At 66.4% G+C, this 26,276-nt stretch carries 23 protein-coding genes; 10 read left to right on the plus strand and 13 right to left on the minus strand.

Annotated features, from left to right (window positions below):
• Positions 1-146 precede the first annotated feature (146 nt).
• From I6N91_RS05865 to I6N91_RS05905, 9 genes are all read right to left on the minus strand, one after another.
• Positions 147-605 (minus strand): Hpt domain-containing protein, encoded by a 459-nt coding sequence (locus I6N91_RS05865; RefSeq protein ID WP_198811514.1) that lies wholly within the window; start codon positions 603-605, stop codon positions 147-149.
• 110 nt (positions 606-715) lie between these two features.
• Entirely contained in the window at positions 716-1,594 is an 879-nt protein-coding gene (locus I6N91_RS05870) for a type II secretion system F family protein (protein ID WP_198811516.1), read from the minus strand.
• A 7-nt stretch (positions 1,595-1,601) separates the two neighbouring features.
• Positions 1,602-2,558, minus strand: coding sequence for a type II secretion system F family protein (locus tag I6N91_RS05875; protein WP_307843250.1), 957 nt, complete (start codon positions 2,556-2,558; stop codon positions 1,602-1,604).
• Positions 2,559-2,560: 2 nt separating this feature from the next.
• Complete coding sequence (locus I6N91_RS05880) at positions 2,561-3,979, minus strand: CpaF family protein (protein ID WP_198811799.1); 1,419 nt, start codon at positions 3,977-3,979, stop codon at positions 2,561-2,563.
• Positions 3,980-4,029: 50 nt separating this feature from the next.
• Entirely contained in the window at positions 4,030-5,229 is a 1,200-nt protein-coding gene (locus I6N91_RS05885; protein ID WP_198811518.1) for an AAA family ATPase, read from the minus strand.
• Positions 5,226-5,990 carry a Flp pilus assembly protein CpaB gene (locus tag I6N91_RS05890; RefSeq protein WP_198811520.1) on the minus strand — a complete coding sequence of 255 codons (765 nt, stop codon included), beginning with the start codon at positions 5,988-5,990 and terminating at the stop codon, positions 5,226-5,228. The genes I6N91_RS05885 and I6N91_RS05890 overlap by 4 nt, the downstream gene beginning before the upstream one ends.
• A gap of 67 nt (positions 5,991-6,057) precedes the next feature.
• The gene (locus I6N91_RS05895) at positions 6,058-7,125 is read right to left on the minus strand and encodes a TadE/TadG family type IV pilus assembly protein (RefSeq protein WP_198811521.1); all 1,068 of its coding nucleotides are present in this window, start codon (positions 7,123-7,125) and stop codon (positions 6,058-6,060) included.
• Entirely contained in the window at positions 7,113-7,526 is a 414-nt protein-coding gene (locus tag I6N91_RS05900; RefSeq protein WP_307843251.1) for a pilus assembly protein, read from the minus strand. Before I6N91_RS05900 ends, I6N91_RS05895 begins: the two co-directional genes overlap by 13 nt.
• Positions 7,527-7,606: 80 nt before the next feature.
• Positions 7,607-7,801 carry a Flp family type IVb pilin gene (locus I6N91_RS05905; RefSeq protein ID WP_198811525.1) on the minus strand — a complete coding sequence of 65 codons (195 nt, stop codon included), beginning with the start codon at positions 7,799-7,801 and terminating at the stop codon, positions 7,607-7,609.
• A gap of 498 nt (positions 7,802-8,299) precedes the next feature.
• Here I6N91_RS05905 and rplM point away from each other — a divergent pair, with 498 nt between their 5' ends.
• From rplM to glmM, 3 genes are all read left to right on the plus strand, one after another.
• The gene (gene rplM, locus I6N91_RS05910; protein ID WP_159617642.1) at positions 8,300-8,743 is read left to right on the plus strand and encodes a 50S ribosomal protein L13; all 444 of its coding nucleotides are present in this window, start codon (positions 8,300-8,302) and stop codon (positions 8,741-8,743) included.
• A 41-nt stretch (positions 8,744-8,784) separates the two neighbouring features.
• Positions 8,785-9,282, plus strand: a complete 498-nt coding sequence (gene rpsI, locus I6N91_RS05915) for a 30S ribosomal protein S9 (RefSeq protein ID WP_159801003.1) — start codon at positions 8,785-8,787, stop codon at positions 9,280-9,282.
• 125 nt (positions 9,283-9,407) lie between these two features.
• Complete coding sequence (glmM, locus tag I6N91_RS05920) at positions 9,408-10,772, plus strand: phosphoglucosamine mutase (protein ID WP_198811527.1); 1,365 nt, start codon at positions 9,408-9,410, stop codon at positions 10,770-10,772.
• A 126-nt stretch (positions 10,773-10,898) separates the two neighbouring features.
• Here glmM and I6N91_RS05925 read toward each other — a convergent pair whose 3' ends face one another.
• From I6N91_RS05925 to coaA, 4 genes are all read right to left on the minus strand, one after another.
• The gene (locus tag I6N91_RS05925) at positions 10,899-11,294 is read right to left on the minus strand and encodes a hypothetical protein (protein ID WP_198811529.1); all 396 of its coding nucleotides are present in this window, start codon (positions 11,292-11,294) and stop codon (positions 10,899-10,901) included.
• A 79-nt stretch (positions 11,295-11,373) separates the two neighbouring features.
• Positions 11,374-12,231 carry a hypothetical protein gene (locus tag I6N91_RS05930; protein WP_198811531.1) on the minus strand — a complete coding sequence of 286 codons (858 nt, stop codon included), beginning with the start codon at positions 12,229-12,231 and terminating at the stop codon, positions 11,374-11,376.
• 104 nt (positions 12,232-12,335) lie between these two features.
• Entirely contained in the window at positions 12,336-13,193 is an 858-nt protein-coding gene (locus I6N91_RS05935) for a M15 family metallopeptidase (RefSeq protein WP_307843252.1), read from the minus strand.
• A complete protein-coding gene (coaA, locus tag I6N91_RS05940; protein ID WP_198811533.1) occupies positions 13,190-14,167 on the minus strand; it encodes a type I pantothenate kinase in 978 nt (325 codons plus the stop codon). Before coaA ends, I6N91_RS05935 begins: the two co-directional genes overlap by 4 nt.
• A 63-nt stretch (positions 14,168-14,230) precedes the next feature.
• Between coaA and glmS the strand changes: the two genes are divergently transcribed.
• The 7 genes from glmS to I6N91_RS05975 all read left to right on the plus strand — a co-directional run bounded on the left by glmS (position 14,231) and on the right by I6N91_RS05975 (position 26,236).
• Positions 14,231-16,174, plus strand: coding sequence for a glutamine--fructose-6-phosphate transaminase (isomerizing) (glmS, locus tag I6N91_RS05945; protein WP_198811535.1), 1,944 nt, complete (start codon positions 14,231-14,233; stop codon positions 16,172-16,174).
• Positions 16,175-16,195: 21 nt separating this feature from the next.
• A complete protein-coding gene (locus tag I6N91_RS05950; protein ID WP_198811537.1) occupies positions 16,196-16,552 on the plus strand; it encodes a holo-ACP synthase in 357 nt (118 codons plus the stop codon).
• A gap of 48 nt (positions 16,553-16,600) precedes the next feature.
• Positions 16,601-18,151, plus strand: a complete 1,551-nt coding sequence (locus tag I6N91_RS05955) for an NAD(P)H-hydrate epimerase (RefSeq protein ID WP_198811539.1) — start codon at positions 16,601-16,603, stop codon at positions 18,149-18,151.
• 185 nt (positions 18,152-18,336) lie between these two features.
• A complete protein-coding gene (gene glgX / locus I6N91_RS05960) occupies positions 18,337-20,523 on the plus strand; it encodes a glycogen debranching protein GlgX (RefSeq protein ID WP_198811541.1) in 2,187 nt (728 codons plus the stop codon).
• 93 nt (positions 20,524-20,616) lie between these two features.
• Positions 20,617-22,935, plus strand: a complete 2,319-nt coding sequence (gene treY / locus I6N91_RS05965) for a malto-oligosyltrehalose synthase (RefSeq protein ID WP_198811543.1) — start codon at positions 20,617-20,619, stop codon at positions 22,933-22,935.
• Positions 22,932-24,683, plus strand: a complete 1,752-nt coding sequence (treZ, locus tag I6N91_RS05970) for a malto-oligosyltrehalose trehalohydrolase (RefSeq protein WP_198811545.1) — start codon at positions 22,932-22,934, stop codon at positions 24,681-24,683. The genes treY and treZ overlap by 4 nt, the downstream gene beginning before the upstream one ends.
• 2 nt (positions 24,684-24,685) lie before the next feature.
• A complete protein-coding gene (locus tag I6N91_RS05975; RefSeq protein WP_198811547.1) occupies positions 24,686-26,236 on the plus strand; it encodes an FAD-dependent monooxygenase in 1,551 nt (516 codons plus the stop codon).
• Positions 26,237-26,276 lie beyond the last annotated feature (40 nt).

Below are 26,276 nucleotides of genomic sequence, written 5' to 3' on the forward strand. Positions count from 1 at the left end.
CGGAGAGGCCACGGTGGAGGCGCGTGATCAGCATGCTTAGAGTATAAGGTGGCACGCGGCCTCTCGATCTACCTCCGCCGGTTTGCGAAGCTGCGACTGGGCGTGTCGGTTGCGGGGATCTGGTGTGGTGTCCGGCCGTCGCGCCGCTACAGGCAGTCGCTGGTGAGCAGGTAGGTGGTGCGCAGTTCCACGACGGTATCCCGTCCGCACCGCTCCAGGGCCGGCAGGGCGCCGAGCGCCTCGCGGAGCTGGAAGCGGCGGAGGAAGCCTTCGATCCGGGAGGCCCGAGCGGACAGCCGGGGCGCGCCGACCATGGTGGAGGCGGCCCGAAGGTTGACCACGGCCTCAAGGGCTGCTTTGGCATCCTCCTCGGCCAGGGACGAGGAGAGGCGGTGGATGCGTTCGTCCCAGAACGCCACGTAGTCGCTCACGAAGGCCCGTACGGTACCAACATCCTCGAGTTCCTGCTCGAGCTCTTCCAGAACCGTTGGATCCAGCAGAGGCGCAGCGCCGGCATTACCCGCGTCGGGGCAGACGGCGGAGGTCTGCTCGGAGCGGGCAGCGCCTTGGCTGTCCTGGCTGGAATCGTACGGTGTTGTTGGCACTCTCTAAGGCTACTTTCGAAGTCCATGGGTGAGTGTGTAAAAAGCCGATACTTCGGAAAAACTGCGTCATTACTGTGGATTATGGAGCGTCTCGTGTAAAAGATCTCGGTCTAGCTGAAAGATTCCATAACGTTTATGGCGGCCGGGCCCAGGATGACAATAAATAGGACAGGAAAAATCAGGAGGAGAAGGGGGAACAGGACCTTCACCGGAAGTTGCATTGCCTTTTCCTCTGCACGCTGCCGACGCTTCACCCTGGACTGCTTTGCCTGAGTTCGGAGGACAGTTGCAATGCCGATGCCGTACCGGTCCGCTTGAACAACAGCTCGCACAAAGCTCCGAAGATCTGGAACTGACGAACGGTCGGCGAGGGCTTTGTAGGCCTCAACACGTGGCCTACCCACCTGGATGTCCTGCAGGGTGCGGACGATCTCCTCCGCGAGAGGCCCCTTTCCATTTTGACCGGCACGCGCCATTGCTGCCTCAAAGCCAAGCCCGGCCTCAACTGAGATGAGCATTTGATCGAGAGTATTGGGCAATTCTAATTCAATTTCTTGCTGACGCTTCGTGCCGCTGTTGAAAACAAACAGGTCGGGCACAAAATAAAAGAAAAGACAAAGAAATATCGCAAAAAAGATTATCATTGTTGAGGGATTCTTACTGAAGAAAAGGAACCCTAGGGTGGCGCCGATCAATCCCAGTGCCGGCTTGGCCACAAGCAGTCGATCCAGTGGCAGGGAGGCGGGGCGTCCTGCGAGCGCCAGCCATCGATCTAGGCGAATCACATATCCCCGCGGCGTGAGCCGCCTAGCGATTTCTGTGAGGGCTGGCTTTCTCAACACCAGTTCGGATGTGGAGTTTTCAAGTCCCGTTCCGAGGTTAGTCCGTATGGCGGCGACTGCCCTACGATTATTCGTCAGGAGGGCCCAAGTGAGGTAGGTTACGGGCAGGATAACCGTCGAGATGTAAATCCAGGCTATCGGAGTCATGATCCTCCTAAAATCTTACCTTGACGATTCGGCTCAACCAGAAGCCGCCGAGTGCAAACATGAGAAGGCTGCCAACAAGCATGGCAATTCCTCTCACGTCCTCCACAAATACGTTCAAATATCCGGGGTTAATGAACGAAAAGGCAATCGCCACGCCGACTGGTAGCCCCATTAGGACATAGGCGGACATCTTTCCTTCAGCGCTCAACGACTTGATTTGGCCCTTGATTTCGCTCCGCTCGCGAATGGTTCCCGCCACTTCTTCAAGAACTCCCGCCAGGTCACCACCAACCTCTCGGTTTATCTGAATCGCCTGTGCGATCCATTTGAAGTCTTCGCTGCGCATTCGCGCCGCGGATTCTTCAATCGCCTGATGCGAGTCCTTCCCAATCCGGGTCTCGTTGACAATCCTCGCAAGTTCCTCAGAGGTCGGGGCGTCGGCTTCTTTCGCTGCCGCGTCGATCGAGCGCATCATGCTGTGTCCCACGCGGAGACCGCCAATCAGCATTTGAATGGTGTCGCTGAGTTGCGCATCGAACTTGGATCGGCGCTTATCGGTGAGGAACGCCAACATGATTTTCGCGAGTAGGGGCGTGATCGCAGCAAGGACTATGCCGAGCAGGAGATTGGTCAGCAGCGTTCCGACTATGCCGAGCACGAGTGTGGCCACGAGAACGAGGACTGTGAAGTCCGCCGGTTTCGTTTTCAGGCCGGCGTTGTACAGCGCTGCCGGGCTGTACAGTCCGCCGGAGGCGCCCAAGGCCCCATCGACGGCAGAAACGGTGGATTCTGTTACCCGGCTGAAGACCGACAACTCCGGATGGCCGTTAGGGCGGCGGCGCTCCAACGGAATTGCTCGTTGACGGGGACGGAATACGACTGTCATGGTGATGAATACTGCGGTTACACACATCACCATTGCCGCCGCAGCAACAACGGGAGTCCCCCATGCGGCACTCTCCACGACTATCTCCGCCCTGGATGCGGTCCGGGCACGGCGAAGACGGCGGGGGAAACCGAGATGCCCAAGTCCGCGAACCGGTCAAGGAAGCGCGGCCGTATACCGGTAGCCATTGGGCGGCCAAGGAAGCGCCCCTGATTGTCTATGCCGGCGGCGTAGTCGAACAAGAACGCATCCTGAAGAGTGACGATTTCCCCCTCCATACCCTGAACCTCAGTGACATGGGTGACCCGCCTGCTACCGTCGCGCATACGCGTGAGCTGGATGATCAAATCGACGGCCGAGGATATTTGTTCGCGGATCGCGCGCAGAGGGAGATCCATTCCTGCCATCAGGACGAGGGTTTCGAGGCGGGCTATAGCGTCACGCGGCGAGTTAGCATGCACCGTTGACAGTGAGCCGTCGTGTCCAGTGTTCATTGCCTGCAACATGTCGAGCGATTCACCGCCACGCACCTCGCCCACGATGATGCGGTCGGGGCGCATACGCAGGGAGTTTCGAAGCAATTCGCGGATTCCGATCGCGCCCTTCCCCTCAATGTTTGCGGGGCGGCTTTCGAGCCTCACGACGTGTTGCTGTTGAAGCTGAAGTTCGACAGCGTCTTCAATGGTGATGATCCGATCGTCCTCGGGGATGAACGACGAAACCACGTTCAACATCGTTGTCTTTCCGGTGCCGGTGCCCCCAGAGACGATTATGTTGAGCTTTGCCTTCACGCAGGCGTCGAGCAGCTCGGCCATCTCTGGGGTGAGGGATCCCCAGTCGATAAGGTTCTGCACGGTGAGAGGAACCTTGCTGAACTTCCGGATGGTCAGCGAAGAACCGTTGACTGCAAGCGGCGGGATAATGGCGTTCACTCGGGACCCGTCCTCGAGGCGTGCGTCCACGAGCGGTGATGATTCATCGATCCGCCGGCCGACGCGCGAGACGATCTGCTCAATCACCTTTCGCAGATGGATGTCCGAGTTGAATCGAGCTTCGGACAGCGTTAGGTGCCCTTGGCGTTCCACATAGATCTGATCAAACCGGTTGACCATAATCTCGGTGATTGAAGGATCCTCCAACATGCGTTGCAACGGGCCATAGCCCATCACCTCGTCGGCGATCTCCCGAATCAACCGGCGGCGTTCCTCCGGCGAAAGTGGTACCTGTTCTTCATCGATGACCGCCGACAGTTCATCCCGCGCACTAGCCCGGAGGTCCTCCTCTGAGATCGAGGAATCACTGAACCTGGTACCCATACGGTCGAAGAGCGCCTTAGCAGCCCTTTGCTTCAGCCCCGCGAGCGCATCCACGGGAGTGTCAGGACGGTTCGGCGCCAGCACGGACAATGCTGACGGAGCATTGGACGGGCGGAGAGGTGGCTGGACTTCCGCCTCAACGACCGATGGGGAGGGCCCGGCTTCGGCGGGTTCCGGCTCCATTCCCCCAGGGGTTTCATCCCGCCGGAGGTTCGACATTCTTTCCGAAAGCTTCACGAAACCACCTCACGTCTGTGCATTTTGATCCTCTTCGGCGGAACCCAACTGGGATCGAAACGATCCACAAGTTTCTGTAGGCCACCCGTTGCAACGTCCTTCGTCTTCGACTGAAGGACCGGAACGCCGCAGTTCGTCGAAAATGGAAGTGTGCGGGACCTCGGGATCACGACATCGATAGGCGCGTTGATCGTTGCTTCAACGTCCTGTACCGAAAGTCCGCTTTTCCTATCAGCGAAGTTCAACACGACATGGCGTCCTTGTGGCATGAGCTGTAGCGCCTTAAGGACAGCAAATGACTTGTTCAGTCCGCGGACGCTCGGCACGTCCATCCCGCACACCCATACGCCGTCGGTCGCTTGCTCAAGCGTTGCGAGGCAATGTTCGCCAAGTCCCGGTGCCGTGTCTACTACAACGTATTTGAACTGGCTCGCCAGCTGATCGAGGAGACGGGTGACATGTTCTGCCGTGATGTAGTCCGACTCGGCCGGCGTCCTTGGGGCGCACAAGGTGTAAATGCCGGCCGGATGTGGAGTGAGGAAGGCTTTGAGCACCATGGAATCCTGGGCTGCGGCTCCGCGGACTGCTTCACTGATCGAGTGCTCGGGTTCCAGCAGCAATCCTGAGGCAACGTCTCCGAACTGGAGGTCAAGATCAACGAGGACGACGCCCATTGGCGCCACGCGACCCAACCCAATTGCGAGGTTGGTGGCGACCGTGGTCTTGCCGACTCCGCCTTTGGGCGACATGACCGCGATGACGCGACCCCGGTGCTGCTCCATCTCAGGCGCGGGTGCAAGATTACGTCTGCGGCTGGCGGAAGATAAGCAAGCCCGTTCGAGCAGTAGCCTCAGGTCGTTGACTTGGATTTCCGGACTGACGACGTCCCGGATACCGGAGTGCATTGCTCGGAGTAGGAGGTCAGGGCTCGGGTCGGTAACCAGAAGTAGGCTTATTTCCGGATGCTGGAGATCCAATACCGTCGCGAGCTTCAAGGCGTCCTCGATGCTAACGCCGGGACCAAGGATAAGTACTTCGGCGGGTGCACCAGTCAGGCGTCGCAGTAGCTCGTCCGGCCCTTCAGCGAGCACTTCGGGTGGAAAAGCCTCAAGGTCGCCATGGAGCGCACCGGCGATGGCTTGTCGAACGCGACTCTCGAAATCCCGGACGCCTGTAATTGCTACGAAACGGGTCATTCCCAAATCTTCCTCAAGGTTGTAACCGGCGGGTTGTTGTTCTTGGACAGTTCGGACTCCTTGGACAGCCAAAGGCTTCCGTACTCGGCTGCGAAAATTAGCTTCGCCGCGTCGACGTCCGTGCGCGCAACAGTAATGAACGCGGACCCACCGGGCAGCGCGACGTTCTCGTCGCCCGCCGAGCTCTCTGTATCTGGAGCCGCCTGCTGTACGGCGGTGATCAGCACGTCATGGAACAGCACCTTGGTTGACTGCTTCCACCCAACAAGTTCTGGTGGCACCGGAGCTTCCGCCGGGATCTCGTCCTCGGTTTCAAAGGATGCGTACACCGCAACCTCGTCGCCGGCCTGGAGGCGGGCACCGAGGATGCGCTCGGGTGCAAGCAGGATTGTTACTTCCTCAAGCCCGTCAGGGACGGGGACGGTACCGGGGGAATATTGTTCGGGGTTGACGAGCTTTGTGGAAAGAACCTGTTCACCCGGTTCAAGATCGGCTGCAGTGACTTTGCCGGTCTGGCTGGCTATGTCCGCCACCGCAGTTTCCGGGACCGCGGACTTTGCAAGCGACTTCCGCTGGACGCTCGCTCCAATCTCCTCAGCAGGGGTTCCAGCAGGTATGCGCTCGACAACGACCAGGACGTCGACTGGCTTCAGCCCTTCCTGTGCACGGGCCTCTGCGCCCTGCACGTAGAGAACAAGCAGCCCAGTGCCGATAATGCCAAGTAGTAGCGCTGCGATACCCCCGAGAAGGCGTGTTTTCAATGTGCTGCTCCTAGATAGCTGCTGAGCCATAGGCTCGAAGGCAAGGGTCGATTGTCATTCACCGCGATCACCGCGTCAGACTTACAACTGACGCCCCGTAGTTGGGCAACCCCGGCGCGACCGGCATTCCGTCGTCCAGAGAAACAAATCGGGTGAAACGGCCCGCTATCGCGCGGCAGTTTCCTTCGCAATCGGCGGGCGCGGGGTTGCTGGCCACGCCGCCTCCGAGTTTGAAGGCTGTGATCTCAAGCGCCGCAAACCCGATGAGGGTATAGGTTGCGTTTCTTCCGTTTCCGGTTGCCGATCGAAAGAGAGGTATGAGGATCGGCTCGTTCAAAAGAGTGGGCACCATGCTCCGGCACGCATCGGCGTTGGGGTAGTTGTTGCCCGGCTGCCCATTCACGGTTGCAGCAGTGCCGATGGTTGTGATGGTTGTGGTGCATCCGGGGCCTGTGGTCTCGAGCCACCCGAATCCTCCGGGCATGTAGCCGTTCTGTGTCCTACACCCTGGGTATTCAGGTGTGCCTTCGTCATACCGCAGCAGCACTGGAGCAGAGCTGGGATCACCTGTGAAGTTGCCTGTTGCGTCCAGTTCCGCCCGTTGGCTCGAGGAAAGGAACTGGCGGAAAACGCATTCGCTGACAGTCCAGGGAAAAGAGGATCCACCGGAGGGTGGGCCCCAAGCCGCCTCGGCCGACGCTCGGATGTCCGAGGTGCTAATCCCAAAAATCTGCGCGAACCGCAGGGGCAGGACGTTTGCCCCGGTTGCTGCGTTCCGCGCGTTGGTTTCCACGCGCACGGTCCTCGGTGCCGGGAAGGTAATCGAGGTGACGCCGCTTGAGCCGTCGTTGGCGTTTCCGTTGGCCATCGCTGTGCCGGTGTCAGCAACTCCGGGCGGGCAGATACCACCAGCGCGAGCGCAGTCGCCGGCGATGGCGAGGGCCGCAGAATCGGCGCCACTCTGAAGCTGCGCTTTTTCGGCGTACATGCCGCCGACATCCACGACGAGTGCAGCGAACCCGAGCAGAACGACCATCAGGACCGCCACGATAACGGTGGAGGCACCCCGTTCGTTCTTCTCAAAACCCAGCTTGTCTGTCCTGGAGAGTTGGGAGGACGCCGTCAACCGCCGCATCGCATAACCCCGATCCCTCGCAGGTTCAGCGGAAACAAGGGAGGAAGGTCGAAAAATTGCGCCTCAAGGAGACCGGTCATCGACCTCAGCCTGACTCTGGTCTCTACCCTGACGCTCTCACCCGGATTAGCGCAGGTGCCCGTAGGGACCACCGTTACTGGAAGACCGGCAAGGGAGGGGGAAGCGTCCAGGGCTGTTCTGGTTGTGTCGAGGGTGGGCCGCCCCGAGTGGATTGCTGCATGACGCGCGCCTTCGCGGGCGGAATGCGTGAGGGAAATTTGAACGTTGTATACGCGTCCGAACTCCAGCATTCCGACGAGAAGGATCAGGAGAATCGGCAATATGATCGCAGTCTCGAGGGCCACGGCTCCGCTTTCTGTGCCTAATCTTTTCAAGATCACTCCTCCGTTCGCCAGAAATGCCGCCGAATGTGCCAGCGCCCCCGGTGAGGCCGAGCCGTCACCGAGGGCGCCGCTTGGAACTAGATGGCGTCGCGGACTCGCTGGAACAGCGCGGCGATCTCGGGGCCGAGAAGGATCACAACAGCCAGCACGACGATGGCGATGAAGGCGACCATGATGCCGTACTCAACCATGGTCGCGCCCTTCTCCTCGCGGACGAGGCGGGCCTTAGCGGTGTGAAGCACGGACTGGACAGTTGCGAAGAGTGCGAGCATGACTAACTCCTTGGAATTCGGGACGAGCCGTGGACGGACTGCCCGTGGCTGCGGCTGGCCCAGCGCCAGCTCTGATCACAAGCTAGCAACGAAAAGCGCCCTTATAGTGGGATCTGAGCCGATCCTGTGGGAACCCTGATACTCCTGTGCATGTCCTGCGGGTTTCCTGCGGGAACAGTGCGCGGGCCCTGCGCCAAAGGTGCGGTTGGGCCCAATGTGGCGGCTCCGGGAGTGGCGGCCGGCCGCTTTTGACCTGAGGCCCCAGCGCGCGCTAACCTTGGTAGTCGTTGTGCGTATCCCAACTCGATACGTCTGCGCCTTCGGAGCGGCTCAGTTGCAGAGCCACCTGGCCCGGGGGAGCAGCCGAGGTTTTCCGGGATAACTGGTTGCATTTCAGCCCTCACCTGAAGTTCCGGTAACGCATGAATAAGCTGAGCCCGCGTCTGCGGAAATATCCGTGGTGTGGGCGACACCGAATAAGAAACGAAGGCCATAACCGTGCGCACGTACACCCCGAAGCCAGGCGACATCACCCGCCAGTGGCACGTCATTGACGCAACCGACGTTGTCCTAGGCCGTCTTGCCAGCCAGACCGCCATCCTGCTGCGCGGAAAGCACAAGCCGACCTTTGCACCCCATATGGATATGGGCGATTTCGTCATCATCATCAACGCCGACAAGGTTGCCCTCACCGGCGCCAAGCTCGAGCAGAAGCGCGCCTACCGCCACTCGGGTTTCCCGGGCGGCCTGAAGTCCACCAACTACGCCGAACTCCTGGAGAAGAACCCGGAGCGCGCGGTGGAGAAGGCCATCAAGGGCATGCTCCCCAAGAACTCGCTGGCTGCCCAGCAGATCGGCAAGCTCAAGGTCTACCGCGGCGCCGAGCACCCCCACGGTGCCCAGCAGCCTAAGACTTACGAAATCACCCAGGTCGCCCAGTAGTCCTGGCCACCACACACTAAGAAATTAATTCAAGGAGAACCGTGGCTCAGAACCCTGAAGAGCTGAATGATTCAACTGAGGAGCTCACGAGCTACACCTCAGAGTCCACCGAAGCCAGCGAAACCGCGACGAAAGAGCGCCCCGCGCTCACCGTCGGCGGCGGCGCTGTTGGACGACGCAAGGAAGCAGTCGCCCGCGTGCGCCTCGTCCCCGGCACCGGCAAGTGGATCGTCAACGGGCGCGAGCTCGCCGATTACTTCCCGAACAAGCTGCACCAGCAGGAAGTCAACGACCCGTTCAAGCTCCTCGAGCTGGACGGCGCCTATGACGTCATCGCCCGCATCCACGGCGGCGGCCCCTCCGGCCAGGCCGGCGCACTGCGCCTCGGCGTCGCCCGCACCCTGAACGAGATCGACCGGGAGAACAACCGCCCGGCTCTGAAGAAGGCCGGCTTCCTGACCCGCGACGCCCGCGTGATCGAGCGCAAGAAGGCTGGTCTCAAGAAGGCCCGCAAGGCTCCGCAGTACTCGAAGCGCTAGTCTTTCCGCTTCGTTCCAAGCATCACCAGCGCCCGTCCGGCCTGCCGGGCGGGCGCTGCGCTTTAACCCCAGCGTGGGCAAGCCTGCGGGCCGCTGCCACCGTTTCTCACCTAGGATGTACAGCGATGAGCACATTATTTGGTACCGACGGCGTCCGTGGACTGGCCAACGGCTTGATTACGGCGGAACTCTCCCTGCAGCTTGCCCAGGCGGCTGCCGTGGTGCTCGGCCACAACGCGGTCGAAGGCGGGCGCAGGCCCACTGCGGTCATCGCCCGGGACCCTCGGATCAGCGGGGATTTCATTGCCGCGGCCATTGAGGCCGGGCTCGCCAGCTCCGGCATCGACGTCTACGACGCCGGGGTGCTCCCGACGCCGGCCGCGGCCTTCCTCGTGGCCGACCTCGACGCCGACTTCGGCGTCATGATCTCCGCCTCGCACAACCCCGCGCCGGACAACGGCATCAAGTTCCTCGCCCGCGGTGGGCAGAAGCTCGACGACGCGCTCGAGGACGCCATCGAAGCGGAGCTGGCCAAGCCCCAGCCGCGGCCGGTGGGCGCCGACGTCGGGCGGATCCGGCGCTTCGCCGACGCGGAGGACCGCTACATCGTGCACCTGCTCCAGACCCTCCCGCACCGCCTCGACGGGCTCAAGGTGGTTCTCGACTGCGCCCACGGCGCGGCCAGCGGCTGCTCCCCGGAGGTCTTCTCCAACGCCGGCGCGGAAATCGTCGTCATCGGGGCCGACCCGGACGGCAACAACATCAACGACGGCTACGGCTCCACCCACATGGAACGCCTCCAGGCCGCCGTGCTCGAACACGGTGCGGACCTCGGCATCGCCCACGACGGTGACGCCGACCGCTGCCTCGCGGTGGACCACGAAGGCACGGTGGTGGACGGCGACCAGATCATGGCCGTCATGGCAATCGCCATGAACGAGGCCGGCCGGCTGGCCGACAACACCCTCGTGGCCACCGTGATGAGCAACCTCGGGCTCAAGCTGGCCCTGCGTGACGCCGGCATCACCATCCGCGAGACTGGGGTGGGGGACCGGTACGTCCTCGAGGAGATGCGCGACGGCGGCTACAGCCTCGGCGGCGAGCAGTCGGGCCACGTCATCTTCGCGGAGTACGCCACCACCGGCGACGGCGTCCTGACCGGGCTCCAGCTCGCCGCGCAGGTGGCCGCCACCGGGCGGAGCCTGAAGGACCTCGCCGGGGTGATGAACAAGCTTCCGCAGGTGCTGACCAACGTCAAGGGCGTCGACCGGGCCGCAGTGAAGACCGACGCCGGCGTACAGCAGGCCGTGCGCGAGGCCCAGGAGGTGCTCGGTGAGACCGGCCGGGTGCTGCTGCGCCCCTCCGGCACCGAACCGGTAGTGCGGGTGATGGTCGAAGCGGCCGACATGGACACCGCGCAGCGCATCGCCGGGGAACTGGCCGAGACGGTCCGCACCCGGCTTGCCCTGCAGCCGGCCCCGGCGGTCTAGGAGCGGGCCGCGGCGGCGGCTGGCAGGCTCAATACGGTACCGCCGCTCCTGCTTCGCAGGTCGACTGATAGCAGGCGGCGGACCTCCACCGGTTATTGGATTTCTCTTGGGTTCCTGAGCGTCGGTTTATTCGGTTTTCCGCAGGACTTTCGAGCGCAACGCGGCGCCGATCCCCACCGCATTCAGAGAAAGTCCAGTGACCATAACCCAGGTCAATGCCCAGCCTCCGGATTGGTAGTTGATCTTCCTGCCGGTTTCCCTCGAGGTCCAGGTGCACTCGAGTCCCATGGGCCAGATGGTCCACTCCCCGTGGACGATGGAGCCTTCGTTGAACTCCGACGACGGAACGTCAAGCCCCGCAGTGGCCGGGCCGTGGGCCCCGTGGCAGAGATGGGATGCCGAGTCTTCCGGCTTGTGCACGTACACCCCGAGCGAGAGGAAGCAGAGAATGCTGCCGCAGAGCAGTGCGGTAGTCGCAGCGATGGACCACATATCCGACCGGGCGGTCCCCCATGTGTGCATGGTTCATAGTAGATGCGACTCGGTTGTCCACTGCATACTCCGAAATTCCAACCGCTCGTGCGGTTGTGGAGGCCACCGCTCAATTACCTCGGTCAGCTCGCGCCTTGGAGGTATGGCGGTCGAGAAAGTACAGAAAGCGTCTCTGTGAAACCCCTTCAAGGGTGAGTTTGAAGAGATCCTTTTGGTGGCCTGTCAGCTTGCGGGCCAGTGTCCGATCGTCGGGATCACGCTGGAGCAGGTACTTGGCGAAGCCGGGGGACATCCATCTCAGATGCTCGGTGCGGTCTGCGATCTCGTCGCCCTGCGCGTACCCGGTCGTCTTGAGATTGCGTATGGCGTGTTCATACTGGGTCGAGTGCAGCGCGAGACTGACGAGCAGTAGCCGTCTGACCCTTTCACGCGACACGCTTTCGGCGAGCTCAGTTAGACCGGTAGGTGCCTCCAGCCCCAAGGCCTCCCATGCGAGGCGAATGATGCCGGTGCTGGAAGGCCGGAAGTTCAAGTAGTCGCGGATGTAACGCTCGTCCGAGTGGTAGTGCCGGTAGGTCGTGAGGAATCCCTGCAAGCCGTGCGAGTACGTGGGCGGAGTAAACCCTGGCGAGCCAAGACCACTTTCGAGGCCGTGCGCCCCGGCGAATGGCCCGTCCTGGTTCAGGTCGGTGAAGAACGCCTCGACGACGTCCAGTTGAAACGTCGAAAAGTAGCTGATCCCCTTCTCGAGCTTCTCTCGTTCTGCAGCCTGTGACTGGCGCATCCAGCTCTGGTGCTGCCGGTACCGCTCCTCGGTGAGTCCCAGTTCCGCGCGTCGTTCCGCAGGGATGGCCGCACGCCGTTCCTCTTCGGCCGCTGCGTTCATGCTGATACGGACTTGAAAATCGCGTCGTGCGCGGTCGGCAAGTTCGGTCATTATTTCTGCCTTGCGGCCGTCGTTCCCCATGATCCAAGACTAGGGGAGGCCGCGGAGGCACTGACGGACAAGCCCGGCGCGGGTGTCGCGCGATGAGCGAAGGGGCCCAGTATCCCGGCCCTGTGTGTACTTCGTCAGTATCCCGGCGCGGGCGGGAGGCCGAAATGCTCCTCGAGGGTCGCGGTGCCCGCCGCCTTCATCGCCGCAGCGATCTCCGGCCCCACATAGCGGAAGTGCCAGGACTCGGCCGAGAACCCGGTGACTTCGTGGTGTCCCTGCGGGTAGCGCAGGATGAAGCCATACAGGGCGGCGTGCTTTGCGGTCCACCGGGCCGCCTCGGTGTCCCGGAAGCACAGCACCAGCGTGCAGGTGCCGTCGGCCTGGCCGATGTCGAAGGCCAGCCCGGTCTGGTGCTCCGAATGGCCGGCGCGCGCCGACACCTCGTCCGCCTGCGCCTTGTCGCCGTACTGGCCCACCCAGTGGTTATAGGTCGCCGCCTGCTCGTCGAACGAGCGGTACCCGCTGACCAGGGTGAGCCCCACGCCGTCGGCAGCCGCGGCCGCGAACATCTTCTCCACTGCCGCCGCCGCGTCGGGACGCAGGCGCACCCGCTCGGCGGCCACGGTGCGCTCGACCCGGGGCACCACAAGCTTCGGCGGAACGAAGTCCTGCGGCGACAGCGGGCGGCGCTTGTTCACCACGACGCCGGGGGAGGCCGGGTCGGAATGCGCCTTGTCCGACTTGGCTTTGTCTGAATCGGCCTTGTCCGAACCGGCTTCGGCCGGCGCCGCGGCGGCGGCCTGCGTGCCCTCCTTCGCGGGGGCCCCGGCGGGGCTGCGCTGCGCGGGTGCGGGAAGCTCAGCCGCGGTTGACGCCGGCGCCCCTGCCGCGGAGCCGTCGGGCCCTCCTGCACAGCCGGCGAGGAGGGCGGCGACGACGACGGCGGCGGCCACCGGGCCGGCCCCTAGGCGCCGCAGACCGGTCGCCCTCACGTCTTCCGCAGCAGCATCCGCCGGATCGAGTGATCGGCTTCCTTGGTGAGCACGAGCTGCGCCCGGCCGCGGGTGGGCAGGACGTTCATGATCAGGTTCGGTTCGTTGATGCGCTTCCAGATGCCCCGGGCAGTGGTGTGGGCCTCATCGTCCGTCAGGTCCGCGTAGCGGTGGAAATAGGACTCGGGGTCGGCGAACGCGCCGCTGCGCAGCGACTGGAACCGCTGGATGTACCACTCCTCGATGTGGGCGGTCTTCGCGTCGACATAGATGGAGAAGTCGAAGAAGTCGCTCACCGCCAGCCCGGTGCGCCCGTCCGCCCGGGGCCGTGCTGGAGCCAGGACGTTGAGCCCCTCAACGATCAGCACGTCGGGGCGGCGCACCACGACCTCCCGGCCCGGAACGATGTCATAGGACAGGTGCGAGTACCAGGGGGCGCGGACCTCCTCGGCGCCGCTCTTGACCTCGCTGACGAAGCGCAGCAGCCGGCGGCGGTCGTAGGACTCCGGAAAGCCCTTGCGCTGCATCAGGCCGCGGCGCTCCAGCTCCGCATTGGGGTAGAGGAAGCCGTCGGTAGTGACCAACTCCACATTGGGCGTGTCGGGCCAGCGCCGCAGCAGCTCCTGCAGCACCCGGGCCGTGGTGGACTTGCCCACCGCCACTGAGCCGGCCACCCCGATTACGAAGGGGGTGCGGGTGGTCTTCTCCCCGAGGAAGGTGGTGGTTGCGGCATGCAGTTCCCCGGCGGCAGCCACATACAGGTTCAGCAGCCGTGACAAGGGAAGATACACCTCGCGGATCTCGTCGAGGCTGAGGACATCGCCCAGGCCGCGGAGCCGCTGGGCATCCTCGACGGTGAGCGGTGACTGCATCTCCATCGAGAGGCGCGACCACATCGGCCGGTCGAGCTCGACGAACGGGGTGAAGGTTTCGGCGCCGTTCGCCTGCTGGGTGCCGGGGCTTCGTTCGCTCACCCTTAGGATTCTGCCCCGTGGCCCTTACATTAACAAACGCACCGTGCCGGTAGGCTTGGGGGCATGTGTGGAATCGTAGGTTATGTAGGCCGGGACCACGGCCAGGGAAATCAGGCACTGGACACCAGTGTGCCTGCAGTCAATGGTGGGGCCGGCGCTGACGGCCAGCACGGAGCGCTCGACGTCGTCATGGAAGGGCTCCGCCGCCTCGAATACCGCGGCTATGACTCCGCCGGGGTGGCCGTGCTCACGCCGGCGGGCATCGAGTCGCGCAAGAAGGCCGGGAAGCTCACCAATCTCGTCGACGAACTCGCCGCCGCCCCGCTGCCGCGCTCGCTGACCGGCATCGGCCACACCCGCTGGGCCACCCACGGCGGCCCCAACGACCAGAACGCCCACCCGCACCTCGCCGACAAGGGCCGGCTCGCCGTGATCCACAACGGCATCATCGAAAACTTCGCCGAGCTCAAGGCCGAACTGTCAGCCACCGGCATCGAATTCCTCTCCGACACCGACACCGAGGTGGCCGCCGGCCTGATCGGCTCCATCTACCGCGGGCTGGTGGACAGCGGCGCCTCCGGCGACCTGCTGACGCAGGCCATGCAGGAGGCCTGCCAGCGCCTCGAGGGCGCCTTCACCCTGCTCGCCATCCACGAGGACCAGCCCGGCGTCGTCGTCGCCGGCCGCCGGAACTCCCCGCTCGTCGTCGGACTCGGCGACGGCGAGAACTTCCTCGGCTCGGACGTCTCGGGCTTCATCGACTTCACCCGCCGCGCCGTCGAACTCGGCCAGGACCAGATCGTCACCATCACCCCCGACGAGGTCACCATCACCGACTTCTTCGGCGCACCCGCCGAAGGCCGCGAGTTCCACGTCAACTGGGACGCCGCCGCGGCCGAAAAGGGCGGCTACGACTCCTTCATGGAGAAGGAGATCAACGACCAGCCCGACGCCGTGGGCCAGACCCTGCTGGGCCGCTCCGACGCCGCCGGCAACCTGGTGCTCGACGAGCTGCGGATCAGCGAGTCCATCCTGCGCACCGTGGACAAGATCGTCGTCCTGGCGTGCGGCACCTCCGCCTACGCCGGCCAAGTCGCCAAGTACGCCATCGAACACTGGTGCCGGATCCCCACCGAGGTCGAACTGTCCCACGAGTTCCGCTACCGCGACCCCATCGTGAACGAGAAGACCCTCGTCGTGGCCATCTCCCAGTCGGGGGAGACCATGGACACCCTGATGGCGGTGCGTTACGCCCGCGAGCAGGGCGCCAAGGTGGTGGCCATCTGCAACACCAACGGTTCGACCATCCCGCGTGAGTCCGACGCCGTGCTCTATACCCATGCCGGGCCCGAGATCGCTGTCGCCTCGACCAAGGCGTTCCTGGCGCAGATCACCGCCGCCTACCTGCTGGGCCTGTACCTGGCGCAGCTGCGCGGCAACAAGTTCCGCGACGAGATCGCCGAAGTGATGGAGGACCTCGCCGCGGTGCCGGCGAAGATCCAGGCCATCCTCGACGACGCCGACAAGATCAAGCAGCTCGGCCGGGACATGTCCGGGGCCAAGTCGGTGCTCTTCCTGGGCCGCCACGTCGGGTTCCCGGTCGCCATGGAAGGCGCCCTGAAGCTCAAGGAACTGGCCTACATCCACGCCGAAGGCTTCGCCGCCGGCGAGCTGAAGCACGGCCCGATCGCCCTGATCGAGGAGGGCCAGCCGGTCGTCGTCGTCATGCCCTCGTCCTCGGCGCCGAACTCGCTCCACGCCAAGGTGGTCTCCAACGTCCAGGAAATCCGCGCCCGCGGCGCCATCACCATCGTGATCGCCGAGGAGGGTGACACCTCGGTCGAGGCGTACTCCGAGCACGTGTTCTACGTGCCGGCCAGCCCCACCCTGCTGGCACCGCTGCTGACCACCGTCCCGCTGCAGATCTTCGCCCTGGCCCTGGCCTCGGCGAAGGGCTACGACGTCGACCAGCCGCGCAACCTGGCCAAGTCGGTCACCGTTGAGTAGCACCCCGGGACGGGCCCGGCCGTGATCGTCGGAATCGGGGTCGACGTCGTCGACGTCGACCGGTTCCGGCGTCAGGTCGAGCGCACCCCGGGGCTGATCGAGCGGCTGTTCGTCCCCGCGGAGCGCGGGCTGCACATCCGCTCCCTGGCCGCGCGGTTCGCCGCCAAGGAGGCCGTGGCGAAGGCCCTCGGGGCACCCGCCGGCATGAACTGGCAGGACTGCGAGGTGCGCGTCGACGAGGCCGGCGCGCCGTCCATTGTGCTCACGGGCACCGTGGACGAGGCCGCCCGGCGAAAGGGCATCGCCTCCTGGCACCTGTCGATGAGCCACGACGGGGGCCTGGCGAGCGCCATGGTCGTCGCCGAGGCGCCGGGGTAAATAGTAACCAGACTGACTAATTTGGAGCTGGCCGCTAAGCTCGTACATATGCTTCAAGCCTTCACCGCCGGCCAGGTCCGCGCAGCCGAGGAACCCCTCCTCGCTGCCGGGCAGGGCGCTGCGCTGATGCAGAAGGCCGCGCACGGGCTCTTCGCTGTGGCGGCCGGAATGCTCCGGGACTCCGGAGGCCTGTACGGGCGGACGGTCGTGGTGCTGGCCGGCGCCGGCAACAACGGCGGCGACGCCCTCTACGCCGCGGCCCGGCTGGCCCGGCGCGGCATGGGCGCCACCGCCGTCGCCGTTTCCGAACGGATCCACCCCGACGCCCTAGCCGCCTTCACCGCGGCCGGTGGCCGCCTCGAGCGGCTCACCGCCGACACCACGGACGCGCTGGCCGCACGGTGCGCCGCAGCGGACCTGATCATCGACGGCGTCATCGGCACCGGAGCCAGCGGAGCCCTCCGCGGCCCGGTGGCGGACCTGATCGACGCCGTCAACGCCAAGGCCGGCCCGCGGGGTGACCGCAGGCCGCACGTGCTGGCCTGTGACGGACCCAGCGGGGTCGACCTGGACTCCGGGCGGGTCGAGGGCCCGGTTCTGCGCGCCGACGCCACGGCAACCTTCGGTGCCGCCAAGGCCGGGCTGCTCACCGGAGCCGGAGCACACGCGGCCGGAGAACTCAACGTCATCGACATCGGCCTGGGGCTCGCCAACGGCGCCGCGCCCGCACCTGCGGTCCGCCGCCTCGAACTCGCCGACGCCGCCGCGCTCTACCGCAGGCCCCGGACCACCGACCACAAGTACACCCGCGGGGTCCTCGGCATTGCCGCCGGCTCCGAGCAGTACCCGGGGGCCGCGGTCCTGGCCACCGGCGCCGCCCTCGCCACTGGCGTCGGCATGGTCCGCTACCTCGGGCCGCGCAGCGTCGGCTCCCTCATCAACAGCGTTCACCCCGAGGCGGTGTGCTCCACCGGGGGCGTCGCCGAGGCGCGGTCCCAGGCCTGGCTCGTCGGGCCCGGAGCGGTCGGGGACCCCGAGCAGGCTCGCCGCGCGCGGGACGCGATCACCAGCGGGCTGCCCGTCGTCGTCGACGCCGGAGCGCTCGCCGAGGTGCCCCGGACGGTGGGCCCCCAGGTCATCCTCACCCCGCACGCCGGCGAGCTCGTCGCCTTCCTCGCCGGCCGCGGCCGCCAGGTCACCCGCGAAGCCATCGAGGCGTCGCCGGCCGAGTACGCGCTGGAGACGGCGCGCCTCACCGGGGCCACCGTGCTGCTCAAGGGCTACACCACGGTGACCGCAGCGCCGACCGGGGAGGTCTTCAGCCAGGCCGACGCCACCCCGTGGCTGGCGACCGCAGGGGCGGGGGACACCCTCGCGGGCATCCTCGGCGCCCTCGCCGCCGCTGCCGCCGAGGACGGCCCTGCCGCCGCGCGGGCCGGCGTGCCCGAGGGCGCGAAGTGGGCCGCCGTGGCCGCGGCCGCGGCGCTGATCCACGGCCGGGCCGGGCAGCGGGCGGCGCGGCGGGGTCCCGTGATCGTCTCGGAACTCCCGGGGGAGATCGGCGCGGTTGTCGCCGGCCTGCTGGCGGTACCGGATTGACCGGTGTTCACGTGCCCGTTACCCGCGTGAGGTACACCAAGGGAAGGCGCCCCGGCGCCGGCTGCCGTCCGCGCCGCCTGCCGGCACGGACCGCCGATCCCGGGCCCCGCACCGGCAGCCCCGGCCCACCCTGATCTTTTTCCCCCACCAACGAACTTTCGATGAACACACCAAGGAGCACAAACATGGAACTATGGCCCGGCGAAGCGTATCCCCTGGGGGCGACCTATGACGGTACGGGGACGAACTTCGCGCTATACAGTGAAATTGCGGAGTCCGTCGTGCTCTGCCTGTTTAACGATGACGGCACCGAGACGCAGATCCCTCTGAAGGAAGTCGACGGCTACGTCTGGCACGGCTACCTGCCGCAGGTCGCCCCGGGACAGAAGTACGGCTACCGGGTCCACGGCCCGAACAACCCCGCCGAGGGGCACCGCTGCAACCCGAACAAGCTGCTGCTCGACCCGTACGCCAAGGCCGTCCACGGACAGATCGACTGGGACCAGGCGCTCTTCGGCTACAACTTCGGGGACGAGAACTCGGTCAACAACGACGACTCCGCCCCGCACATGATGCTCGGCGTCGTGGTCAACCCCTTCTTCGACTGGGATGGTGACCGCATGCCGCGCACCCCCTACCACCAGTCGGTCATCTACGAGGCGCACGTCAAGGGCCTGACCCAGCTGCACCCCGAGATCCCCGAGGAGCAGCGCGGCACCTACGCCGGCGTGGCGCACCCGGCCGTGGTGGCCCACCTGCAGAAGCTCGGCGTCACCGCCATCGAGCTCATGCCGGTGCACCAGTTCGTCAACGACAGCACCCTGCAGGAAAAGGGGCTCTCCAACTACTGGGGCTACAACACCATTGGGTTCTTCGCCCCGCACAACAGCTACGGCTCCGCAGGAGACCAGGGCGAGCAGGTCCAGGAGTTCAAGGCGATGGTCAAGGAACTCCACCTCGCCGGCATCGAAGTGATCCTCGACGTCGTCTACAACCACACGGCGGAGGGCAACCACCTCGGCCCGACCCTCTCCATGCGCGGCATCGACAACTCGGCCTACTACCGGCTGGTTGAAGACGACAAGCAGTACTACATGGACTACACGGGCACGGGCAACTCCCTGAACGTCGGCAACCCCCACTCGCTGCAGCTGCTCATGGACTCCCTGCGCTACTGGGTGACCGAGATGCACGTCGACGGCTTCCGCTTCGACCTCGCCTCCGCCCTGGCCCGCGAGTTCTACGAGGTCGACCGGCTCTCGGCGTTCTTCGAACTCGTCCAGCAGGACCCGGTGGTCTCCCAGGTGAAGCTGATCGCCGAGCCGTGGGACGTCGGACCCGGCGGTTACCAGGTGGGCAACTTCCCGCCGCAGTGGACCGAGTGGAACGGCAAGTACCGCGATACCGTGCGCGACTTCTGGCGCGGCGAGCCCTCGAGCATCGGCGAGTTCGCCTCGCGCCTCACCGGCTCGGCCGACCTCTACGAGCACTCCGCCCGCCGGCCCGTGGCCTCGATCAACTTCGTCACCGCCCACGACGGCTTCACCCTGCGCGACCTCGTCTCCTACAACGAGAAGCACAACGAGGCCAACGGCGAGAACAACAACGACGGCGAATCGCACAACCGGTCCTGGAATAGCGGCGTCGAAGGTCCCACCGACGACCCGAATGTGCTGGGGCTGCGCGCCCGCCAGCAGCGCAACTTCATCGCCACCCTCCTGCTCTCCCAGGGCGTCCCCATGCTCCTGCACGGCGACGAACTCGGGCGCACCCAGGACGGCAACAACAACACCTACGCCCAGGACTCCGAGATTGCCTGGGTGCACTGGGACAAGATGGACCAGCCCCTGCTCGAGTTCACCGCCGCCGTGAACCGTCTGCGGTCGGAGCACCCGACCTTCCGCCGCCGCCGCTTCTTCGACGGCCGTCCGGTCCGCCGGGGCGAGGGCGAGGCGCTGCCGGACATCGTGTGGCTCGACACTTCCGGCGAGCTCATGGCGCCCGAGGACTGGGACAGCGGCTTCGGCCGCTCGATCGGAGTCTTCCTCAACGGGCAGGGAATCCGGGGACGTGACGCGCGCGGCCAGCGCATCACCGACGCCAACTTCCTGATGTACTTCAACGCCCACGACGAGGCCGTCGACTTCACCATCCCGGCCGAGGAGTACGCGCCGTCATGGGACGAGGTCATCGACACCGCGGGCAAGTACGCGGACACCGAGGCCATTCCGGCCGGAACGACGATCTCCGTCGAGGCCAAGTCGATGGTCGTGCTGAGGTCGCACACCGAAGCCGAGGACCACGACCACTCGGTGGCGGCGTCGCTGGCGATTCTCGCCAACGAGGTTACGTCGAAGACCGGTACCGCCTAAACGGCACCGCGTTCGCAGCACTGCATCATCCGGTTCGCCGGGCCCATCCGGGCCCGGCGGCCAGCAGCACCCCAGCCCTCCAGGAGGAAATGCGTGAAGACACCGAAATCGACCTACCGGCTGCAGATTCGAAGCGAGTTCGACCTGCGCGAAGCCGCGGCCCTGGTGCCGTACCTGCACGACCTCGGAGTGGACTGGGTGTACCTGTCGCCGATCCTGACGGCGGAGAAGGGCTCCGGCCACGGGTACGACGTCACCGACCCCGCCACGGTCGACCCGGCCCGCGGCGGACGGGAGGCTCTCACCGAGCTTTCCGCCGCCGCCCGGGCAGCCGGCATGGGCGTGCTCGTTGACATCGTCCCGAACCACATGGGCATCGAGACGCCTGCCGACAACCCCTGGTGGTGGGAACTGCTGCGCGGGGGCATGGACTCGCGCATGGCGGAGGCGTTCGACGTCGACTGGGACGCCGGTGGGGGCCGGGTCCGGATCCCGGTGCTCGGGGACGGCCCGGACGAGGAGTCCGCCCTGGAGGTCGTCGACGGCGAACTTCGCTACTACGACCACCGCTTCCCCCTCGCCGAGGGGTCCTTCGGGCCCGGTGACACCGCGGCCGAGGTCCACGCCCGCCAGCACTACGAGCTGGTGAATTGGCGCCGCGCCGACAGCGAACTGAACTACCGGCGCTTCTTCGCCGTGAACACCCTCGCCGGCCTGCGCGTCGAGGAGCCCTGGGTCTTCGAGGAAAGCCACAGCCAGGTCCGCAGCTGGTTTGATGACGCGCTCGTGGACGGGCTGCGCATCGACCACCCCGACGGACTCGCCGACCCCGTCGGCTACCTGGCGGACCTGCGCCGGCTCACCGGCGGCGCCTACGTCCTGGTGGAGAAGATCCTCGAACCCGGGGAGGAGCTCCCGGAGGGCTGGGCCTGCGAGGGTACCACCGGCTACGACGCGCTCGCCGAAATTGACCGGCTGTTCACCGACCCGGCCGGGGAACACGAGCTCACCTCCCTGGTGCCCGTCGAGCCGTTCCACGAGATGATCCACGGCACCAAGCGGGGGATCACCGACGGGATCCTGCGCTCGGAGGTGCTGCGGCTGGCCCGGCTCGTCCCCGGCGACGCCGGCCTCGACCCGGCCGAGGCCGCCGACGCCCTGGCCGAGCTGCTGACCTGCTTCCCCGTCTACCGCAGCTACCTGCCCGACGGCGCCGACTACCTCGCCGACGCCGTGCGGGACGCCTCGGTGCGCCGCCCCGACCTGGCCGCCGCCGTCAAGACCCTCCACCCGCTCCTCGACCCCTTCCTCGAGGGCGGGCCCGACGCCGCACTCACCGAACTGGCCCGCAGGTTCCAGCAGACCTCCGGCATGGTGATGGCCAAGGGCGTCGAGGACACCGCCTTCTACCGCTACAACCGGCTCGTCTCGCTCAACGAGGTGGGCGCGGACCCGTCGATCTTCGCGCTCGACCCGCTGGAGATGCACCGGCGCCTGCTCGGACGCTCCACCGGCAACCCGCTGTCGATGACCACGCTCAGCACCCACGACACCAAGCGCAGCGAGGACACCCGGGCGCGCATCACCGTCCTCTCCGAACTGCCCGGGGAGTGGGCCTCGGCCCTGGCCGCTCTCGACGAGGCCGCGCCGATCGGCGACGCCTCGTTCGCGCCGCTGCTGTGGCAGTCCCTCATCGGGGCCTGGCCGCTCAGCCGGGAACGCGCCCACGCCTACGCCGAAAAGGCCGCCCGCGAGGCCGACGCCAGCACCCACTGGACCGCCCCGGACGAGGAGTTCGAAACGGCGATGCACGCCGCCGTCGATGCCGCCTTCGACGACGAGCGCGTGATCGGCATCATCACCGCGCTGGTGGAGCGCCTCCAGCGCCCCGGCTGGTCCAACTCGCTGGCGATGAAGCTGCTGCAGCTCACCATGCCCGGCGTGCCGGACGTCTACCAGGGCACCGAGTTCTGGGACGCCTCCCTCGTCGACCCCGACAACCGCCGCGAGGTCGACTACGGGGCCCGGAAACAGGCACTCACCGACCTCGACTTCGGCGCCCAGCCCGCGGTGGGCGAGGACGGGCGGGCCAAGCTGCTCGTCGTCTCCCGCGCGCTGCGGCTCCGGCGGGACCGGCCGGAGCTGTTCGCCGGCTACGAGGCGGTCCACGCCTCCGGGCCCGCAGCGGACCACCTCTTTGCCTTCGACCGCGGCGGCGCCCTGACATTCGTCACCCGCCTGCCCGCCGGACTCGAGCAGGCCGGTGGCTGGAACGGCACCAGCATTGAGCTTCCCGAAGGCCGCTACACCTCCGCCCTCACCGGCGAAACGTTCGACGGCGGCACCGTCCCGGTCGCCGACCTCTTCTCAGCCCTACCCGTAGCGCTTCTCACCAAGGAGGATGCAGCATGAGCACGTTCGACGTCTGGGCCCCCCGCGCGGAGTCCCTGGTCCTGACCATTAACGGCACCGACTACCCCATGAGCGCCTCCACCGGCGGCTGGTGGAGCGCCCCGGCGGACGCCCCCTCCGGGCCCGGTATCGACTACGGGTACAAGGTGAACGGGTCATCCACCGCCGTGCCGGACCCGCGCTCGCGCCGCCAGCCCGACGGCGTCCACGCCCTGTCCCGGACCTTCGACCCGGCCGCGCACGACTGGCAGGACGCTGGCTGGTCCTCACCCGGGATGGACGGCGGGGTGATCTATGAGATGCACCTTGGCACCTTCACCCGGGAAGGGACCCTCGACGCCGCCATCGAACGGCTCGACTACCTCGTCGACCTCGGCGTCCGGTACGTCGAGCTCCTCCCGGTCAACGCGTTCAACGGAACGCACAACTGGGGCTACGACGGGGTGCTCTGGTACGCCGTCCAGGAAACCTACGGCGGCCCGGCGGCATACCAGCGCTTCGTCGACGCCGCCCACCAGCGCGGCCTCGGCGTCATCCAGGACGTCGTCTACAACCACCTGGGGCCCAGCGGCAACTACCTCGGCCAGTTCGGCCCCTACCTCACCGAGGGCCTGAGCAACACCTGGGGAGACTCCCTGAACCTCGACGGCCCGGCCTCCGACGAGGTCCGGCGCTACGTCGTCGAGAACCTGCTCATGTGGTTCCGCGACTACCACGTCGACGGGCTGCGGCTGGATGCCGTCCACGCGCTGCACGACGAACGCGCCGTGCACATCCTCGAGGAATTCGCCGCCGAGACCGACGCGTGCGCGGCGGAACTCGGCAAGCCCCTGTTCCTCATCGCTGAGTCCGACCTCAACAATCCGCGCCTCATCGAGGCCCGCAGCGTGAACGGCTACGGGCTCGCCGGGCAGTGGAGCGACGACTTCCACCACGCCGTGCATGTGAACCTCACCGGCGAGACCGAGGGCTACTACGCCGACTTCAACTCCGTCGGTGCCCTCGCCAAGGTCCTGAAGGAGGGGTTCTTTCACAACGGGACCCACTCCTCCTTCCGGGAGCGCAGCCACGGCCGGCGCCTCGACGCCGACCGGGTGTCCCCGCTCCAGCTGGTCGTCTGCGCCCAGAACCACGACCAGATCGGCAACCGGGCCGCCGGTGACCGGATCAGCGCCGCCCTGAACCCCGCCCAGCTCGCGCAGGCCGCGGTGCTGACCATCGCCGGGCCCTTCACTCCGATGCTGTTCATGGGCGAGGAGTACGGCGCCACCACGCCGTGGCCGTTCTTCACCTCCCATCCCGAGCCGGAACTGGGCAAGGCCACGGCCGAGGGACGGCTTCGCGAGTTCGAGCGCATGGGGTGGGACCCTGATACGGTGCCCAACCCGCAGGATCCGGCGACCTTCGAGTCGGCCAAGCTCGACTGGGCCGAAAGCGAAAAGCCCGAACACCGGCAGCTGCTTGACACCTACCGGGAGCTGATCCGGCTGCGGGCCACCGAACCGGACCTGAACACCCGCGACTTCCGCTCGATCGAGGTGGAGTTCGACGAGGCGGCCCGCTGGCTGCTGCTTCGACGCGGACGAACCGCGGTGCTCCTGAACTTCGGCGCCGCCGAGTGCGAGGTCCCGCTGGCCGCCGACGGGGCGCAGGTGCTTCTCTCCACGGTTGACGGCGTCCGCACCGGGACCGACGCGGTGACCCTGCCGGGCCACGCGTCCCTCATCCTCTCGCTCGCGGCCGGCTGACCATGGCCGCCTCCGAGGTGAGCACCGACGTCCTGATCGTCGGTGCCGGACCCACCGGACTGATGCTCGCTGCCTGGCTGCGCAGGCTCGGCGTGGACGCTGTCCTCGCCGACGGCAAGGGCGAACCCACCCGGGAGTCCCGGGCGCTCGGGATCCAGTCGCGCACCATGGAGATCTACGACCAGCTGGGGGTGATCGGCCCGGTGCTCGACCAGGCCCAGAAGGCCTTCAGCATCAAGCCCGGCTACGGCCGGCGGTCCTTCGGGGAGATTCCCCTGGCGGTCCTCGGGGAGGGACTGACCCCGCATCCGGGGCTTCACTTCCTCGAACAGAGCAAGAACGAGCGGATCCTCCTGGCCGAACTGCAGCGCAGGGGAGGGGACGTGCTGTGGAACCGGCGGCTGACCGGGCTCAGCGCCCGCCCCGGCGGTGCCACGGCGGAGTTCTCCGGCCCCGAGGGACCCCTCACCGTCACGGCACGCTACGTGGTGGGCTGCGACGGCGGGTCCTCCGCGGTGCGGACCATGAGCGGCATCCCCTTCGAGGGGGTCACCAACGAATACGTCTTCTACGTGGCCGATGCCCTCGACGTCCAGGGCCTCTCGGCGGCCACGGTTGAACTGCGGCTCAGCGGCGACGACTTCCTGCTCGCCTTCCCGCTGAAGGCGACGGAGGAGGGACAGACGAACCACCGGCTGATCGGGGTGCTGCGCAGCACCGGCACCGCCGACATCGTCGAGGACGTGGCACGGGGGCGGCTGAGCGAGCTCTTCGGCGTCACCTACGGCACGTCGCGCTGGTTCTCCACCTACCGGGTGCACCACCGGGTGGCTGCGGCCTTCCGCGCCGGCCCCGTGTTCCTGGCCGGTGACGCCGGTCATATCCACTCACCCGTGGGCGCCCAGGGCATGAACACCGGGCTCCAGGACGCCCACAACCTTGCGTTCAAGCTGGCCGACGTCCTCGCCGGACGGGTGGGCGAGGAACTGCTCGACCGCTACAACGCGGAGCGGCGCCCCGTCGCCCTGCGCCTGGTCAGCGTCACCGATCGGGTCTTCGCCGGCGTCACCTCCGGTGTCACCACCGCCCGGACGCTGCGGCGGATCCTTCCGCGCCTCGCCGGGCCGGTCGCCGTCCGCCTGCTGCCGGCCGCGCCCATCGCCCCCCGGTTCGCCGGGTACCTCGGGCAGATCCGCATCCACTACTGGATGAGCGAAGGGGCCAAGGCCGCGGCCCGCGGCCGCAGGGGCCGGGTGGTCGGGCGCCGCCTGCCGTGGACGGGCCCCAATTTCGCCCCGCTCGCCGACGCCGTCTGGCAGGTCCACAGCTACGGCGACACCGACGCCGAGCTCGCCGACGCACTCGGCCAGGCCCTCGGCCTGCCGGTGCATCAGTTTCCCGCGGCGCCAGCCGCGGGCCTGCGCCCGGACCGGTTCTACCTGGTGCGCCCCGACGGGTTCGTCGCCGCCGAGGCCCCCGCCCACCGCGGAGTCTCCGCGATCCGGGAGGCCCTTCCGGCGGGGTGGACGCCCACCCCCGAAGCCCGCGCCTGACCGCCCGGGCGCGGGGCCGCGCCGGGGCGTCCGCATAGGA

It is taken from the genome of Arthrobacter sp. MSA 4-2, assembly GCF_016405885.1.
Taxonomy (GTDB): Bacteria; Actinomycetota; Actinomycetes; order Actinomycetales; family Micrococcaceae; genus Arthrobacter_D.